The sequence below is a fragment of the Phyllobacterium sp. 0TCS1.6A genome (assembly GCF_026420825.1).
Classification (GTDB): domain Bacteria; phylum Pseudomonadota; class Alphaproteobacteria; order Rhizobiales; family Rhizobiaceae; genus Phyllobacterium.
Map to the genome: position 1 here is coordinate 342515 of NZ_JAPMAB010000003.1, position 16760 is coordinate 359274.

The 16760-nt window shown below is 58.0% G+C and carries 15 protein-coding genes; 9 read left to right on the forward strand and 6 right to left on the reverse strand.

Annotation, left to right across the window (positions count from 1 at the left end):
- Positions 1–17: 17 nt before the first annotated feature.
- The 6 genes from OSJ75_RS09840 to OSJ75_RS09865 form a co-directional block, all read right to left on the reverse strand.
- A complete protein-coding gene (locus OSJ75_RS09840; protein ID WP_267227803.1) occupies positions 18–980 on the reverse strand; it encodes a glycoside hydrolase family 26 protein in 963 nt (320 codons plus the stop codon).
- Positions 977–1582, reverse strand: coding sequence for a DUF995 domain-containing protein (locus tag OSJ75_RS09845; RefSeq protein WP_267227804.1), 606 nt, complete (start codon positions 1580–1582; stop codon positions 977–979). Before OSJ75_RS09845 ends, OSJ75_RS09840 begins: the two co-directional genes overlap by 4 nt.
- A 1-nt stretch (position 1583) precedes the next feature.
- Positions 1584–3449, reverse strand: a complete 1866-nt coding sequence (locus tag OSJ75_RS09850; protein ID WP_267227805.1) for a glycosyltransferase — start codon at positions 3447–3449, stop codon at positions 1584–1586.
- Positions 3446–4432, reverse strand: a complete 987-nt coding sequence (gene galE, locus OSJ75_RS09855) for a UDP-glucose 4-epimerase GalE (RefSeq protein WP_267227806.1) — start codon at positions 4430–4432, stop codon at positions 3446–3448. Before galE ends, OSJ75_RS09850 begins: the two co-directional genes overlap by 4 nt.
- The gene (locus tag OSJ75_RS09860; RefSeq protein WP_267227807.1) at positions 4432–5481 is read right to left on the reverse strand and encodes a UDP-glucuronic acid decarboxylase family protein; all 1050 of its coding nucleotides are present in this window, start codon (positions 5479–5481) and stop codon (positions 4432–4434) included. The genes galE and OSJ75_RS09860 overlap by 1 nt, the downstream gene beginning before the upstream one ends.
- A 277-nt stretch (positions 5482–5758) precedes the next feature.
- A complete protein-coding gene (locus OSJ75_RS09865) occupies positions 5759–6922 on the reverse strand; it encodes a helix-turn-helix domain-containing protein (protein WP_267227809.1) in 1164 nt (387 codons plus the stop codon).
- 536 nt (positions 6923–7458) lie between these two features.
- Between OSJ75_RS09865 and OSJ75_RS09870 the strand changes: the two genes are divergently transcribed.
- The 9 genes from OSJ75_RS09870 to OSJ75_RS09910 all read left to right on the forward strand — a co-directional run bounded on the left by OSJ75_RS09870 (position 7459) and on the right by OSJ75_RS09910 (position 16742).
- Positions 7459–7911 (forward strand): MaoC family dehydratase, encoded by a 453-nt coding sequence (locus OSJ75_RS09870; protein ID WP_267227810.1) that lies wholly within the window; start codon positions 7459–7461, stop codon positions 7909–7911.
- Between the two features lie 3 nt (positions 7912–7914).
- Positions 7915–9159: an MFS transporter gene (locus tag OSJ75_RS09875; protein ID WP_267227811.1), complete on the forward strand. Its 1245-nt coding sequence runs from the start codon at positions 7915–7917 to the stop codon at positions 9157–9159.
- 838 nt (positions 9160–9997) lie between these two features.
- Positions 9998–11044, forward strand: coding sequence for an ABC transporter substrate-binding protein (locus OSJ75_RS09880; protein ID WP_267227812.1), 1047 nt, complete (start codon positions 9998–10000; stop codon positions 11042–11044).
- Between the two features lie 6 nt (positions 11045–11050).
- A complete protein-coding gene (locus OSJ75_RS09885; RefSeq protein ID WP_267227813.1) occupies positions 11051–11833 on the forward strand; it encodes an ABC transporter ATP-binding protein in 783 nt (260 codons plus the stop codon).
- On the forward strand, positions 11830–12579 hold the full coding sequence (locus tag OSJ75_RS09890) for an ABC transporter permease (protein ID WP_267227814.1): 750 nt from the start codon (positions 11830–11832) through the stop codon (positions 12577–12579). Before OSJ75_RS09885 ends, OSJ75_RS09890 begins: the two co-directional genes overlap by 4 nt.
- A 27-nt stretch (positions 12580–12606) precedes the next feature.
- Entirely contained in the window at positions 12607–13440 is an 834-nt protein-coding gene (locus OSJ75_RS09895) for a nucleoside phosphorylase (RefSeq protein ID WP_267227815.1), read from the forward strand.
- Positions 13441–13489: 49 nt separating this feature from the next.
- Positions 13490–14527, forward strand: a complete 1038-nt coding sequence (locus tag OSJ75_RS09900; RefSeq protein WP_267227816.1) for a s-methyl-5-thioribose-1-phosphate isomerase — start codon at positions 13490–13492, stop codon at positions 14525–14527.
- Positions 14528–16051 (forward strand): amidohydrolase family protein, encoded by a 1524-nt coding sequence (locus OSJ75_RS09905; protein WP_267227818.1) that lies wholly within the window; start codon positions 14528–14530, stop codon positions 16049–16051.
- A gap of 52 nt (positions 16052–16103) precedes the next feature.
- Positions 16104–16742, forward strand: a complete 639-nt coding sequence (locus OSJ75_RS09910) for a class II aldolase/adducin family protein (RefSeq protein WP_267227819.1) — start codon at positions 16104–16106, stop codon at positions 16740–16742.
- Positions 16743–16760 lie beyond the last annotated feature (18 nt).

The window sequence follows — 16760 nt, forward strand, 5'->3', positions numbered from 1 at the left end:
GCAATGACTGAATGCGTTTAGTTGACCACTTCGTCACTGACGACGCGCCAGTTGGGAAGTCCATAAGGCCGTGGCCAAGGATAGACCTCCTTGTCGTTGAAATAGACGACTGCGGTCAGCCTCGGAAACTCGGCGTATTGCTTGGCCGCGTTGTCCGCCCAGTTGCGGACGTAATCGGAATCACCCTCGTAGCCCAACTCTGCCACGACGACCGGTTTCCCGAAGGTGGCGGCAATGCGGTAACCGGGCTCGAGCACCTCCGCAAACGTTCTGTCTTTCGCAAACTGGTCCCTGTCATATTGCTGTAACCCGAACACCGACAGGCCAACAAGATCCACTACGTCGTCGCCGGGATAGAACGCCGCCAGATCAGGCTCCCCCTTCGGCGACCACATGTAATTTGCCGATTTGTTGTGCTGACGGCACACGCCCACCATGCGCCTGTAGGCCGAAACATAATCTGCGGCCTTCCAGTGCGACCAGGTGAACTGGTTGTCGTTTGCATCCATTTCCTGTGCCCAACGGATGGTGACATCGCTCTTGAGTCCGGCCGCGGTGGAGCAGACTGCAGCCATGTTGGCGTCATATCGTCCTGCCAGGATGCCGCTAAGCAATTGTTCGGGCGACAATCTCCAGTCAAGAGCCCAGGACCATGGTTCGATCGTGATATAAAGCTTCCGCCCGCGCTGCTGGGCATAATCGTCCGCAAGGGACAAGGATGACAGGTCAACGTCTTCCCATGGCAGAAACAGGTGCTCAATTTTGGAGTTGGGATCAGCGCTGAAATCGCCATGCGGGTCATACGCGCCAAACACAACCGAAGTCGGGCCAATCACCGGGCGCTTGTCGAACCCATGCGTTGCCTTCGGCGCGGTATTCGTTGGTATGCCCCGCGGAACGCTCGCCGCAAGCACGGTGCCGGTCAACAGCAGTGTTGCAAATGAGACCGCAATGGCTGTGCGTGTCTTGTTCTTGTTCATTGTACTTTCCTCCTGCTAGCATTCGTCAACGTATTGCCTGCTAGTCTTTTTTGATTTTCAAGTTTGGATTTGATCACCCTAATGTCAGCTGACACCAGATTCTCTCCGACGAGTTTTTTGGATTCGTCAGTTTCGACCGGCTCGGCATGCCGGAAGACGTACCAGGCGCCGGACGGCTCCCGCTTTTGATAGATGGTCTGGCCGGCGCGCTTATGGCTGAAGCAGCTGGTGTTGGGATGGACCCCTGACGCCGTGTGCCATTCAGCACTGATGCACAGGCGGCCGTCGTCGGTTACGACCCACCGGCCCTGCGCCCACGCGGTGGTGCCCCCCGCACCGGTGATTGCCGTGAACCGGCGCTGCGCATCGTCGAAGCGACCGGCGCCATCGTTCCAAGCCCAGGATTTGTTGCGATAGAGCATGTAAAGCTCAACACCTGTCATCGGCTTCGCCTCGGCCGCGGGAACAACCCCCTCTGCGGCATGCGCAATATGCGTGAACGCTGACCCTGCCAGGCAGAGTGACGTGTAAGCGATGCACAATCCGCCAGCCTCCACTTTCGGCGAATGTTCCGCTGGTCCGTTGTCTCTTTGGTCGTCCATTTCATTTGATTGCGCCCCCCTCGAGCTCTTCTTCTTGCGAGAAGTTGTTGGCTGGCGTGGCGGGCAGCCAGCGTGGCTTGAACGTCAATGAACGAAGTTCCCCACTAGCGATTCCGGCGCCTGATACTGCATATTTCGTCTCATAGAGTCTGAGCCTGCCGCCCCAAGCGAGTGACTCCAGTCCCTCTTTTCCGTGCTCGAACAGCGCAAATCCCGGCAACATGATGAGAGCGAGGAGGCTTGCCGCCATCGCGGGACGATATGTTCTCGTCCGGATCCTGACGACATTCTCTCTGGCATGCTGGATGACGATAATCAGAAACAGAAGTGTGTAGAGCGCGGCATTGATAATCGCGAAAATATAGAATCCACGCGTTTCGCCCGCATCCTGCACCAATAGAACCGGCAGAACGGACACAACCGATAGCAGCCCATATGGCATGAGAACACGCGAGGGCAACGGGTCCACCTCAGATGTTCCCTTCGGTGTGATCCGGAAGTCGACATGCGAACCGCTTATCCAGTCGCGAACCGCAGCGATGGTTCCAGCCAATGCCCAGGGCCACCGCGCGAAGAGAAAAAACATCGCCTCCCAGCTGAGGATTTTTGCATTGATCGGACGAAACGACCCGCTCGAACGCCAACGGTAGGCCAGCACCATCAGCGTGATCGAAAGCGGCATGAAATGGGCCAAGAAATCTGGATAGGTCACGGCGACAAAGTTCTGTTGGCGCACCAGTGCCAGTATCGGCATGAGGAACATGAGAACCATGAAGAACGCAAACAAAGGGTACCACAACTGAGAGAACAGAAACTGAAATTTCAGCTTCAGCGACAGGCGCGGAACGTAGATCGGTGAATATTGCAGGAGCACCATGACGAGGCTGCGTGACCACTGGAACTCCTGGGTAACAAGATCGGCGAACGTCCGCGGGCCATCGCCATGTGCGATAGCGTCAAGCGCGTGCACACCGCGCCAGCCGTGGGCGTTCATGATCAAGGTCGTGGAATGATCTTCGGCTAGTTCCGGTCCCAGACCACCAATCTGCTTCAGTGCGGACGTGCGCACGGCATAATGTGATCCGATGCAAAGCGGGGCCAGACCGTTGTTATACCCAGCCTGGAGCGACCCATGCAGACTGGCTTCCGCACAGAGCCTGCCGCGGGCCGACCAGCTCTCCGACGCATTTTGATCGCAAATGCTTGGCGCCGATACGTAACCGACACCGGCATCAGCGAAGGGACGTAACATTTCGATGAGATATCCGTCCGCAGGAACATGATCGGCATCGAGCTGCACAACGAAGTCGTAGCGGTCATAGCCGTAATGATCATAGAAAAACGCGAGATTGCCCTCCTTGCAGCGTGTGCGGCGCGGCCAGGTAGACAGATGATAATCAGGCCGGTTCTTTCGTGTCGAAACGAAAACGCCGTGTTGTTTGCACCACCTCAATGTTTCCAGAGTCGGATCTTCATCCGCAAGCCACACATCATGCTCATATTCCTGGGCGAGCATGGCGTCCAGCGTTTTCGCCACAACCGAGAACGGCTCTGATGGCGCCTTGGTGACGACCATGGCGACTCGGCGTCCGGCAGGTAGTCCAAGCGCTCCGTTCGGCTTTCTCGCACGATAGAATATGGCTATGAAATAGCCCGGCAACAGGGTGACCCAGATTAGAATAGCGGTAACAGAGGCAAAGCCCCAAAAGCCAATATAGTGCGCCGGCTGAAGCCACCAGGACCAGAAATAGAACAGCATCGTCAGCCAGATTGCTGCACCGAGGAGGTATTCACCCTTTCTTGCCCCGGTCAGAACAGGTACTAGAAACGGCTGCCGTTCCACGCTCCTTTTGCTACGCGCGTTCATGTCCGCGGCTCCAGCCCAAAAAAGGGAGCGGCGGTGCGAACGATCGTTTCCATATCGGAGTATTCAGGTGAAAATCCGAGCGTGCTGCGAGCAAAGGAGGGATCTGCATAGAGCGCTGGCGGATCGCCGGCGCGCCTAGGGTGCATCTCAACCGGCACTTCGCGCTTGGTAACGCGGCCAATGGTTTCGATAATCTCGCCTACCGAAGAGCCGCGTCCAGTTCCGAGATTCACGCACAGGTTCTGGCCGCCACCAATGAGATGATCCAGCGCCTGCACGTGTGCACGGGCTAGGTCGGTCACATGAACATAGTCACGGATGCAGGTGCCATCCTCCGTCGCATAGTCGTCACCGAAGACGCTGAGGCGTTCAATGGATCCTCCCGCGGCAAGCAATGCTCGCGGGATCAAATGCGTCTCGGGCTCATGCCACTCGCCAAGCTCGCCCTCGGGGTCGGCGCCGCATGCATTGAAATAACGCAAGGCTACATATTTCAGGAAATAGGCTGCAGCGTAATCCTGAAGGATTTGCTCGGCGATCAGCTTGGTCCTGCCATAGGGGTTGATCGGCCGCTGCGGCGTATTCTCGGTGATCGGAAGCACATCCGGAACACCATATGTCGCGCAACTCGATGAGAAGATGACCTTATCTACATCCGCGTGGCGACAGGCATCCAGAAGTGATAGCGTTCCGGCCACATTATTGCGGTAGTATTTGGCGGGATCCTCGACAGATTCGCCAACATATGCAGAGGCCGCGAAGTGCACCACTGCATCCGGCTTATACTGGGTGAGCGTCCTGGCGAGGCTGCTCGTATCGAGGATATCGCCGTGCACGAATGGTCCCCATCGAACCGATGAGCGATTTCCGGTAGCGAGGTTGTCGAAGACGATCGGCTCGACGCCGTTCGCGTGCAACAGCTTGGCGGTGTGACTGCCGATGTAGCCGGCGCCGCCCGTAACGAGAACCCTGCGCGCAGACATTATGCAATCTCCGCTAGCTCATGTGCTTCTTCCGAGAGAAGCCGATCGAAATAATGGATCGTCTTTTCCAGGCCGACTGCGAGCGGCACCAGGGGGCGCCAGCCCAGTTGACGTTCGGCCAGCGAAATATCCGGCCGCCGCTGGCGCGGATCGTCCGTCGGCAAGGGCTTTCGAATGGTTTTCGAGCGCGAGCCGGTCATTTCAATGACCATCTGAGCGAGCTCAAGAATGGTGAACTCTCCTGGATTGCCGAGATTGACCGGGCCCGTGAATGAGGCTTCGGTTGACATCAATTGTTGGAACCCATCGATGAGATCGTTTACGAAGCAGAACGAGCGCGTCTGTGAGCCGTCACCGAAAATTGTGATGTCCTGCCCTTTCAGCGCCTGCACGATGAAGTTGGAGACGACGCGGCCATCGTCGGGACGCATATGCGGCCCATACGTGTTGAATATCCTCGCCACCTTGATCTCGACCTGATGCTTCTTGTTAAAATCGAAGAACAGGGTCTCCGCGCTTCGCTTGCCCTCGTCATAGCAAGACCGCGGGCCGAACGAATTGACATTACCCCAGTAACTCTCAACCTGCGGGTGAATTAGTGGATCGCCATATATCTCGGACGTGGAAGCCTGGAATATGCGTGCACCCGTTCGCGCCGCCAGCTCCAACAGGTTGAGAGCGCCAAGGACACACGTCTTCATCGTGTGAACCGGATCTGCCTGATAGTGCGGAGGGGATGCCGGGCACGCAAGATTGTATATTTCGTCAACCTCGACATCGACGGGATCAACGACATCATGCTTTAAAACACTGAAGCGGTCATAGTTGCGCAGACGGCGGATGTTGCGTTCAAGCCCGGTCGAGAAATTATCAACACAGATAACCGTGTGCCCCGCCTTGAGAAGGCGCTCACAAAGATGCGACCCAAGAAAACCGGCGCCGCCGGCCACCAGGATATGCCGAGGCCGTTGCTTTGAGCGTACGACACGCACATCGCCGAATAGAGCGTTGACATTTGGACGGGAAGATAGCGGGCGTATTGTTTTCATTGATTTTGACCCCCAAGGTTTTTTTCTTTTCGATCAGCGGCGTTTGTTTTCTTCAGCTTTTCTTGACGCTGTCGTCATTCTTGTTCCGGTATACTTTCTTCGCTCTGCACTGTCGTTAGACGCGCATCCGGGGAGTTGCCAATCCGTCCATATCTGCTATGGGGGCCTGATTCTCGTGAGGAATATGGCTGGGCTCCGCCGCTTCAACGAAGCGGAGGGGAGAAAGGGCTACATGGTTCGGCGTTAGCGTCAGTTGGCCGGAATCGAGCCGGCATCCTCAATGGCCAAGCGATTTGAGCCAATCGTCGAATGAGTGGCCCGCGAGTTCCACGGGCGAAACGGCATGCGCAAAATACGGTGGCACGGCGACACTACGCGCCTCACGTGGGCTGTAGCCAAACTCCTTGCTGAAAGCCCGGCTGAAATGAGCCGCGGACGTATAGCCGACCGCTGCCGCGATTTCGATAATCTGCTGCCGGTTCACGGGATTGCTAAGTGCTGCGTGCGCCGACAGGAGACGTCGTTTCTGTATATAATGATGGACACCGCCGCTGGGTTCGAACAACTGGTAGAGCCGTGTTCGCGAGGTTCCAAGCTCGCGGCAGAGGGCGTCCGGAGTAAGGCCTGGTGAACTTAGATTTCGCTGCACGTAGCGGCGGACCCGCTCCATAAGCGCGAGATTGCCCTGCATTTCTGTTGTTGTGGAAGCCTCCGGGGATGATGAGACACAAGTAACCATCATGTCCCGCGTTGTTTGTACGATCTGCAGCAGGTCCTGAGCCGTCAAATTGGCAAGGTTCGCTTCGATACTGTCGATATATTCAATCAGAAGCTTTGCGTAATTGCCCGCTATGGCCGTGTTGTTCCTGATGTCCGGGCCTGCAGCAACGTCAGTGAACAATTCGCGAGGCAAAAAAATCGAAAGACTTCGGGAATTGGTCGCCCTGCCTCGAAACGGGTAGCCGAGGGATCTGAATTCGACTTTTTCCGGCTCTCCTTCGCAAACCGATCCTTCCACTTCGGTCCATGTCCGGCCGACCTGCAGCACCACTACTTGCCAATGGTCGATAGGACTGGACCGCAGTTTCGCGGATGTGCGCTGATAACTGTGAGCAGGCGCGTCCTGCTGTACAATGAGCATGCTGCCGAGATTCCAAGCCGTATGACTTGCCGGAAACCCACCTTCGGGATCAACACCATCGGGTAACTTGATGTCGATGAGTGGCGCCAGATAGCTCTGCCAGGCGGCGAACTGATCAGCCGGGGCTAGATCAAGCGTGGAGAAGTTCAGCGGCTGCAATGCGGGGGACGAGGGCGCGCCGCCCGTCTCGGCAATTTTGGTGGGTCTTGGCCAACGGCGTCGTTCCCCATGTGTTGGCGGCGCATCCGCCCCCGCATCATTTGGGGATGAGAACGGTTTTCTTTTCCCGGCGTCTGGCAAATCGATCCTCCTGCTGACCGAATGCGAGTTCCTGTCGCGCGAAATTAGCCGACCTCCATACGATGCCCCTCCAGAGTTAATAACTCCCTATGATCGGCCAACTGCTCGAACCTAGCTCCAACGATACTATCACTCGAAGCAGACCCGCCTTTGCGCACGCCGTTCTACGCCAGCGCGCTCCCGCCAATGCAAACGGCTTTACACCATCCTGAAGCGAGCGCAGATTGATGATGTGGGAAAGAAATGGAGTAGGCGAATTCAGTGGAAGTGAAGAACGACGGGAGCAGCAATTAAGCGAAGACGAAGACCACCGCCAAAACGGTGTTATTGCCCCCGTTTTTATCCCCTACTCCCACTTTCATTGTTTTGGCAGCTCTATTCTTTAAACATAATATAACCACTTGAAATACCATGAAAATTCTCTCTGCCCGTAAAATGCTGCGCGATCGGAAAGGCCGTCGAAATGATCCCCACGCGGATCGACGGGTGTACCCTGTCCACCTTCCGCCAGAAACAATCCAAGGAAAGGGCATGACATGAGCGACATCAAACAGGATGGCTGGGCCGGCATCGTCAACGGCAAGCCGAAGGTCGGCGATACGGCCGAACGGTCGCGACGCACGACGATGAAGGACATTGAGACCTTCTCCGAAATGACCGGGGACCGCAATCCCCTGCACTACGACCGTGCGCTCGCCGACGCATCGGTCTTCGGAAAGCTCATCGTCCAAGGTGGCGTCACATCCGGCATGCTCAATGCCGTGGTTGCCGAAGACCTGCCCGGTCCGGGCACCGTCTTCCTCGGCGTCGAGTGGAAATTCGCCAAGGCCGTCGGCGTGGACGAGATGATCACCGCGCACGTCGAGGTCACCGAGGTCCGCGACGACAAGCCGATCTGCAAGATCGTCACCAGCGTGCGCAATGAAGCAGGCGAGACCTGCCTCAGCGGAACTGCGACAGTCTACACGGTTCCCCTCGCAAAGGCCTGACCGGTGTCCAGCACCGGGAACGCTCCATCTGCCGTCAACCGGCCCGCGGACACCAATCCCTGGCTGGTTCTCTTCATCTTGTGCCTCTCGGTCGTCCTTTCCATGACGACATGGTTTTCCGCCACCGCCATAACACCCGAGCTCAAGGCCGCCTGGCAGCTTTCGGACAGCATCGTTGCCTGGCTGACGAACGGCGTGCAGATCGGGTTCGTGACGGGCGCGCTGCTGGCAAGCCTCGTCAACCTGCCCGACATTGTTCGCCTCAACCGCCTCATGGCGGTCGCCTCCATCCTGGCGGCCGGCGTGAATGCCCTACTGCTGCTCGAACCCGGCCCCGTCGGAGCCGTCGCCTGCCGTTTTGCGACCGGCGTGGCGCTCGCCGCCGTCTACCCTCCGGCTCTGAAGCTCGTCTCCACTTGGTTCGTGCTCAACAGGGGGCTTGCGCTCGGCGCCGTGGTCGGTGCCCTCACGCTTGGCTCGTCCATGCCTCATCTCTTTCGGACCATTACGGAGCATATCGACTGGCGGCTCGTCATCGGCCTGTCCAGCGCTGCATCGCTCGTTGCAGCTCTCTCCTTTCTGCTGTTTGCGCGCGAAGGACCTTACCCATTCGGCAAAGCCGTTTTCGATCCGCGGCAGATTGGCCAGGTCTTGCGTGATCGCGATCTCTTCCTGGTGAATATCGGCTACTTCGGCCACATGTGGGAACTTTACGCGATGTGGGCATGGCTGCTCATGTTCATGCGCACGGCTGCGGAAGGCACGGTTCCCCCGAACATGGCCTCGTTCATCACTTTCGTCGCCATCGCCGTCGGTCTTTTCGGATGTGTGGCCGGCGGCCTCCTGTCAGACCGGTTTGGGCGCACCGCCACGACGATGGGCCTGATGGTCGTGTCGGGCCTTTGCGCACTGCTCATCGGCTTTGCATTTTCAGGGCCGACCTGGCTGCTCATTCTCATCGCCGTCGTCTGGGGCATCGCGATCGTCGGGGACTCCCCCCTCTTTTCCGCCGCCGTAACGGAACTGGCAGACCGAGACCTCGTGGGAACAGCGCTTTCGCTGCAGATGGGACTCGGCTTTGCCCTTACCGTCTTCGTCATCTGGTTGATGCCGCACCTAGCCGCCTGGCTTGGCAGTTGGCAATGGTGCTTTGTCGTACTCGCGCCTGGCCCCTTCATCGGCGCCTGGGCAATGTTGATACTTCGTCGTTCGCAGGGAGCTCTCAAGCTTTCCGGCGGCCGACGCTGATGACCCCTTCGTCGCCAGGATAGGTCTTTTCTCCCTCGGCCCAGCACTCGGGCTCGGGAGCTCACGTTTCGTCTAGGGCCTGATGCGACCGGCGATGAAGGCAGATCTCGGCTTAACATATGCGCAGGCTGGACTGACCCAACACCGATAACATTTGGCGAAGGTCCGAGAACTGGCCACTGAGGGTTACATAGTCGACGCCAACGCCTAGTTGACCGAAGACCTAACGAGCAGTCTTTATATTTGCATGCATCCCTCGGGTTATTTCAGGATAAGACTCGGTTTAATGGTCAACCGGGCAATTGGCGCCGCATGACGGGAACGTGGTCTTGACCGTATACGAACCTGCGACCACTACGTTCAAACCTCGTGTACAGTCACAACTCCAGCTAGTTCAACGTCATAATCGTCTGGCTTCGAGCGCACCGTCGGGTGCCGCTTGAGTCGAAAGTATGAGGTTCTTTCAACAGCATCGCTGCCGTTGAGCGAGTCATTTCAGTCGTTTTAAGCGCAGACGCGATAGGGGCATCACCCAACTTCATAAGTAGACCATCCTCGACCATGCTGGGAAGATAGCAACGACGAGCTCCTATAGAGCCTTTACACGTTCCTCTCCGTTTCCCGGGCAAGGGCGATCGCGCACTCTGTTAAAGTGAGCTTGGTGGAACCAGCGCGCCAGATTGGTTGCGGTGCCAACGATACCACGATCGGCATCACGAGCTTCGAGAACGTTTTGAGCGATCAGAGCTACTGGTTCCATATTCATTCGCAACTGGTTCTTTCCGGCCCGCCTCGCCGTCTCTACTACTGAGCCTCGGAACATAAAAGGGGAGCAATCATGTCATCTGCCAATAAAAACATCTTTGAAATGACAATCCTTGGGAGACGCAGTTTTCTGAAATCGGCAGCCGCGGCGACAGCGGGTGCTATGGTTACGTTCAACACGTCGTCAGCCCAGGATCTGACTTCGGTACGCGTTCAATACGACTGGCTTATCGGCAATGGCCAAGTCGGCGACATCGTCGCGCAGCAGAAGGGATTTTTCAAAGACGAAGGCCTTGATCTTACGTTCGGTCCGGGCGGGCCAAACGCGCAGACCGTCCCTCCGATCCTTGCCGGGCAGGCGCAGATTGGCCAATTGTCGTCAACGGCGCAATTCTTCACGGCTTTCGAAGCAGGCAGGCCCTTGAAGCTTTTCGCAAGCGGTTTCCGATACTCACCCTACGCCTACATTTCCCTTCCAAAATCACCAGTCCATACACCCGCGGATCTAGTGGGCAAGACCGTGGCGATCAACCCGAATGGCCGCTATCTCCTTGATCTGATCATGGCGAAAAACGGCATCAACCGGGACAGCGTGAAGGTTGTCACGATGGGCGCGGACATGACACCGCTGATTTCAGGCCAGGTCGACGCAGTGACAGGCTTTCTTACGAACACCAAGGCCCTGTCCGCTCTTGGCCCCGAAATCGTAACGCTTATTCCGGCAAACACCGGGGTTCCGAACTACGCAAATTCCTATTTCGTGGCGGCGGATGCTTACGAAAGTCAGAAAGACAATCTCGTAAAGTTCATCAGAGCCGTTTCGAAGGGCTGGGGCTGGGCATTTCAAAACAGGCGCGCCGCCGTCGATCTGATGTGCGATGCGTACCCTGCTCTGGACCGCGAAGTCGAATATAAGACCATCGACCTCATCATGTCCCTCACGTTCGACGAGACGACGAAGGAACACGGTTGGGGCTGGCACGCTCGGGAAAAGCTGCAGACCCAGCTCGACCTATTCAAGGAAATCGGCAAATTCCCCGACAAGGCACCCGTGCTCGAAGAGTGTGTCACCTGGGAGATCCTGGATCTGACCGCCGATACACGACCTAAACTGGGCTAATAAATCATGTCAAATCAGCTTGCGATCAAGGTCTCCGACCTGTCGATGTCGTTCGCGCAGGTATCTGCGTTCAAGAATATCTCACTGGAGACGGAAAAGGGTCGGTTTGTGGTGCTGATCGGACCATCCGGTTGCGGGAAATCCACGCTGCTCCGGAACATCGCCGACCTGCTGGAGAGCACTGGAGGCAATATCGAGGTCTTTGGTTCAAGTCCAAGTGAGGCGCGTCGTCAGAGACGATTCTCTTTTGTCTTCCAGGAGGCAACGCTTCTACCTTGGCGAACCGCGCTGGACAACGTCGCCCTTCCGCTACAGGTTGGCGGTTGGACTCGATCAAAGCGCCAGTCTCGCGACCCCGCGGACCTGTTGGCGCTCGTTGGCTTGAAAGGTCGTGAAAGCTCCTATCCCTGGCAGCTCTCGGGCGGCCAGCGGCAGAGGGTGGCGATCGCCCGGGCGCTCGTCACGCAGCCGGAAATACTCCTGATGGACGAACCTTTCGGTGCGCTCGACGAAATCACACGCGACAGTCTCAACGAAGAACTGCTGAAAATTTGGAGGGAGACGGGGACAACCATCGTCTTCGTAACCCACAGCCTTTCTGAGGCGGCCTTTCTTGGCGAAACCGTCGTCGTCATGGGAGCCCGGCCTGGCCGGATCGTCGAAGAAATCAAACTTGATGAACATAAACCCAGAAACCTGATCGACCGTACATCGTCAGAATTCTTCCAAATTACCTCGCAGTTGCGAGGTGTTCTGGAAAAAGCCCATGAGACGGGAGCGGATCAATGAGAAGTATTGGCGCGTGGATTTTGCCCGCGATCGGGCTCGTATCGCTGGTTGCACTCTGGCAAGCCGTTATCACCGGCTTTCAGGTCAGACCCTTTATCGCTCCGGACCCTCTGACGGTTGCCAAGGCCATTTGGCAGCACCGACAACTGCTTTGGGACAACATCCGCCCAACAGCAGCCGAGGCCCTCCTAGGCTTCCTTATCGGAAACGCGATCGGTTTCTTCTTGGCCACCGTGTTCGTGCATAGTCAGTTCCTGAGAACCACCTATTTTCCGGTCGTCGTCCTGTTCAACACCATTCCGATCATTGCGCTTTCGCCAATACTGATTCTGGTCTTCGGTCTGACGATGACATCGAAAGTAGCAATCGCCGCGATCATCTGCATGTTTCCGACCCTGGTCAACACGCTACGAGGCCTCGAGTCCGTATCTCATTCGGAAATGGAGCTGATGAAAATTCTGTCGGCGAACCAACGGGAGGTATTCTTCCGACTGCGGCTTCCGCGATCGCTGCCTTTTGTCTTCACCGCCCTGAAGATCGCTGCGACCAGCAGCGTGATCGGCGCGATCGTGAGCGAATGGGTCGGGGCTGAAAGGGGTATCGGGATGCTCATCATCCAGTCCACCTTCGATTACCGGACCGACGTTCTGTACGCTTCGATCGCGATGTCGTCAGCCCTCGCGCTGTCCATGTTCGGAGCAGTCACGCTCCTGGAACGATACGTCGTCAAGTGGCGCGCCAACTAGCCGCACAAGAGAAGATTGGAATTATCCATGACCAGCAACGCGACTGAAGAAACAGCAACCGCCAACACGGGCGATCGCCGTAGGATCAACGCCCTCAAAGAACTCGATCTGCCGAGGTATGTTCTTCTGCCGGGCGATCCTGACCGGGTCGATCTCATGGCAAGTCAGTGGGACGAGCAGAAGACCATCAGCCTACCGAGAGGCTACCGTGCCGCGGTCGGCGTCTACAAGGGCGCGCGCATCGGAGCCGTTTCGACGATGATGGGCGCTCCCTCGCTCGACATCATCCTGGCCGATCTGTTCCGGCTCGGTATCGATACGTTCATTCGTGTCGGCACTTGTGGGACCCTCAAGGAAGATATCGAGACAGGGTCGCTGATCATCAACGACGCCTCGGTTCGACTGGATGGAACGTCCCATTTCTACGTCCGGAACGAATATCCTGCCGTCGCATCGCACGAAGTAACCTTCTCGCTGGTGGACGCCGCCTCCTCCAAGGGATACGCGCATCGCGTCGGAACGGGAGCGACCAGCGGCTCGTTCATCGCCGGACAGGGACGGCCAGCGTTCAATGGGTTCATGTCGCTAGAAGGCGAACGGATCTTCGAAGAGATGAAACGCGCCGGCGTCCTCAATTTCGAGATGGAGACGGCCGCATTCCTGACGCTCGCTCGTCTCTACGGATTCCGCGCAGGTTCGATTTGCTCTGTCATTGCCAACCGCCTGACAGGCGTCTGGGGCGACAACGGCGGAATAACGCGGGCCTGCGAGGTGGCAGCGGAAGCCGTGAAAAATCTCACGCAATGGGACCTCAAGGCGAAATCCGCCAATCGGCAGAATATTACCTCCCAGGATTTCTGACCGAAATCCAAAACAGAACGCGTCAAACAAACAGACAAAGGAGATGGTGATGGTCAAGCCTATCACTATGCCGACCCTTATTACCAAAAGCGTACTGCTCGATGACGAGATCGTACGGATTCTCGACCGACGCATTTTTCCGCTCAAAACGGAATACGTGGATTGCCGCACTTTCGAAGACGTCGCGGTGGCCATCGAGCAGATGGTCACCCAGAGCAGCGGACCGTTTTTCGCCGCAAGTGCCGGGTTTGTGCTAGCGACAAGGGAAGCGGCCAAGCTCGCGACCGTAGATCAGCGGCGTGCGCTGCTCGCGACGGCGGGAGAACGGTTGGTGAGGACACGTCCCACGAACAACAACATCCGCGACGTGATCGCCCACCTCACACAGGAGGCCGAAAGCGTCATCGGCCAAGACAACCTTGGCCAACATCTTGAAGCGACCGCCCGCCAGGCGTGGGCTCGACAACACCAGCATAGTCGTAACCTCGGCGAGAATGCCGCGAAGCTGATAGACGACGGAGACGCGATCCTCACGCATTGCTGGGGCGAGTCGGGCATCATCGACGCGCTGGCCTGCGCCCTGGAAGCGGGTAAGAAGGTCACCGTACTCTGCACGGAAACCAGGCCATATCTTCAAGGCTCCCGTCTCACCGCGCACAGCGTGGCTGAAATGGGGATCGACGCCACGGTCATCACCGACAACATGGCGGCGCATGCCATGGACAGCGGTCTCGTACAAAAGCTCATGACCGCAGCCGATCGCGTCACGCTGTCGGGTCACGTCATCAACAAGGTCGGAACGCTTCAACTCGCCATCGCCGCGAACAATTTCAGCATCCCGTTCGTCGCGATGGTGCGTTTTCCGGACCCAAAGGCGTCGACGCCGGCCGACGTCCGCATGGAGGAACGCGACGGCGAGGAGGCGCTCCATTGCCTTGGTATGCGGACCGCCTCACCGCTCGCGAAGGGGTGGTATCCCGCTTTCGACATCACCCCGCCAAGGCTGGTGTCGGCGGTGGCAACCGCCGTTGGTGTCTATGCTCCATCAATGATCCGAGATCGTTTCGCCAACCCGGTGGCCGCGTGAATGACCGACCATAAGCGGATATGCTTCAAGAATGGCTACGTATGGCCCGGCGCCGGAGCCGCCCTCGCGGAAGGCGGACTTCTCATCATCGGCGACCAGATTGAAGCTGTGTTCGGACTTGGCGAGGCCGAAGCGGCGGCCGCCACCGCCGACGAGGTCATAGACGTCGCGGGGATGGTGTTGATGCCGCCCCTGGTCGATTGCCACGTCCACTCGAACTCCACGCTTCTGCGTGGCACCGAGAATTCGCTCCCTCTCGAGCTCTGGTCCTACTACGCCATCAACTACGGCCGTGGTTCCACCGACGAGGGCATACGCCACGCGGCGCTTCTGACCGACATAGAGATGATCAGGGGCGGCATCGGCGGATACATCGATCACTTCCCGCAAACCCACCGTTCGGCGTTCGCTATCGAGGCTCACGCGCGGTCCGGCCTGCGGGTCGGTTTCGCGCCGTTTTTCGCCGACATGTGGGACGAGGACATTCTCGAAATCCCGCTCGACCGGGACGTGGTGCGCAAGATAGCTCCGCTTGCCCCGAGACGCCCGAAAGACATCCATGCGGCCTACCTAAACCTTCATTCGCTTCTCAAAACAGAGGGCGAAGGCAGGCTGACGCTGCTTGCGGGGCCGAATTCGCCGCAGCGGTGCTCGGAGACGCTCTGGGAACTTTGGAAGAAACTTGAAACGGAACTGGACATCGGCAGCCATACGCATCTTCTCGAGACCCTTCCGCAAGCGAACGCCGCCTGGAAGCGCTGGCCCCAAGGTGTCGTGAAAGCCCTCGACGGGGCGGGTCTTCTCAATAGTCGCCTTTCGGTAGCGCACGGGATCTGGGTCGACGACAGCGAGCGGGACCTGTTGGCGGAACGCGGTGTCACGGTTTCCCACAACCCGATCAGCAACGCGATGCTCGGTTCCGGCCGCAGGCGCCTCCGCGATGACATCGACGCGGGTCTCAAGATCGCACTCGGGACCGACTGCTCGAATACAGGAGGCCGGCACGATCTCTTCGAGGTCATGCGTCACATGCTTGTCTCGGGCCGCGATCCCGGCTCGGATTTCGAGTCGTGGCTTACCCCCGACGAAGTCCTGTCCGCTGCGACGACCAACGGCTCGGGCTCCCTCAACAGCGGCAAATCGCATGGCTTCCTCGAAGCGGGTGCCGCGGCGGACGTGCTTGTTCTGGCGACGCAGCGCTACAGCTTGTCAGCATCCGCACCGAACCTCAACTCGCTGGTCGTCCATTCCGATCCGCGCAACGTCGTGTCGATGATGATCGACGGAAAATGGGTCCTGCGTGACGGAAGGATCGTGGCCTTCGACGAAGCCGAGGTGCTGGAAAACGCGGTGCGCTACGCCGACGACCTGCGAGGCGAAGCCGTCGAGCGCGCCGGAGACATCAAAAGCCTGCACGCCGACTACGCGGCATGGCAGCGACGCGTTTTCTCGGCACACCAGTGCCCGCGCTGCGACAAGACCACACCACCGGGGAAGCAGAACTTCCGTTGCGACCCGACGTAACGCCCGCGTCGATCGGCCTTGCCCGATCGCCTTCATCAAAAAGGACAATGCAATGACAACCGAAAGCGAAAAGCGAAACGATCTGGCGGAGACATATCGGGAGCTGGACAAGAGCGGATTGATATTCCTCGCCTCGGGCAATATCAGTGTCCGCCACGAGAACGGCATGCTGATCTCTCCGACGGGCGCGTCAGCGGACAAGATCAGCCCCGACTCCTTCATCTTCTGCGATTTCGACGGCACGTGCCCCGGTGGCGGCAAACCTTCGAGCGAGTGGTCTATGCACGCCGCGATCTACGCTTCGGCGCCGAGCACGCAGGCTGTGGTCCATACGCATTCGGACAATTGCGTGGCTGTTTCATGCACGAACAAGCCGCTTCCGCCCTTCCATTACATGATCGCGGCGTTTGGAGGGGAAGACGTACGGTGTACTCCTTACGTCACGTATGGCTCCCCGGAGCTCGGCCAGGCGGCGGTAGAAGCGCTCGAAGGCAGAAACTCCTGCCTTCTGGGAAATCATGGCATGATCAGCCACGGCACGTCCCTGCGCAAGGCCTACAATCTCGCGCTTCGTTTGGAGATACTCTGCCGTCAGTACATCCAGGCTAGGCAGGCAGGCGAGGTCGTGATGATGCAGCCACGCGAGATCGAGATCGCGATCGAACGCTACAAGACGTACGGCCTGAGCTAGCACGCGGCCGAGGAGGAT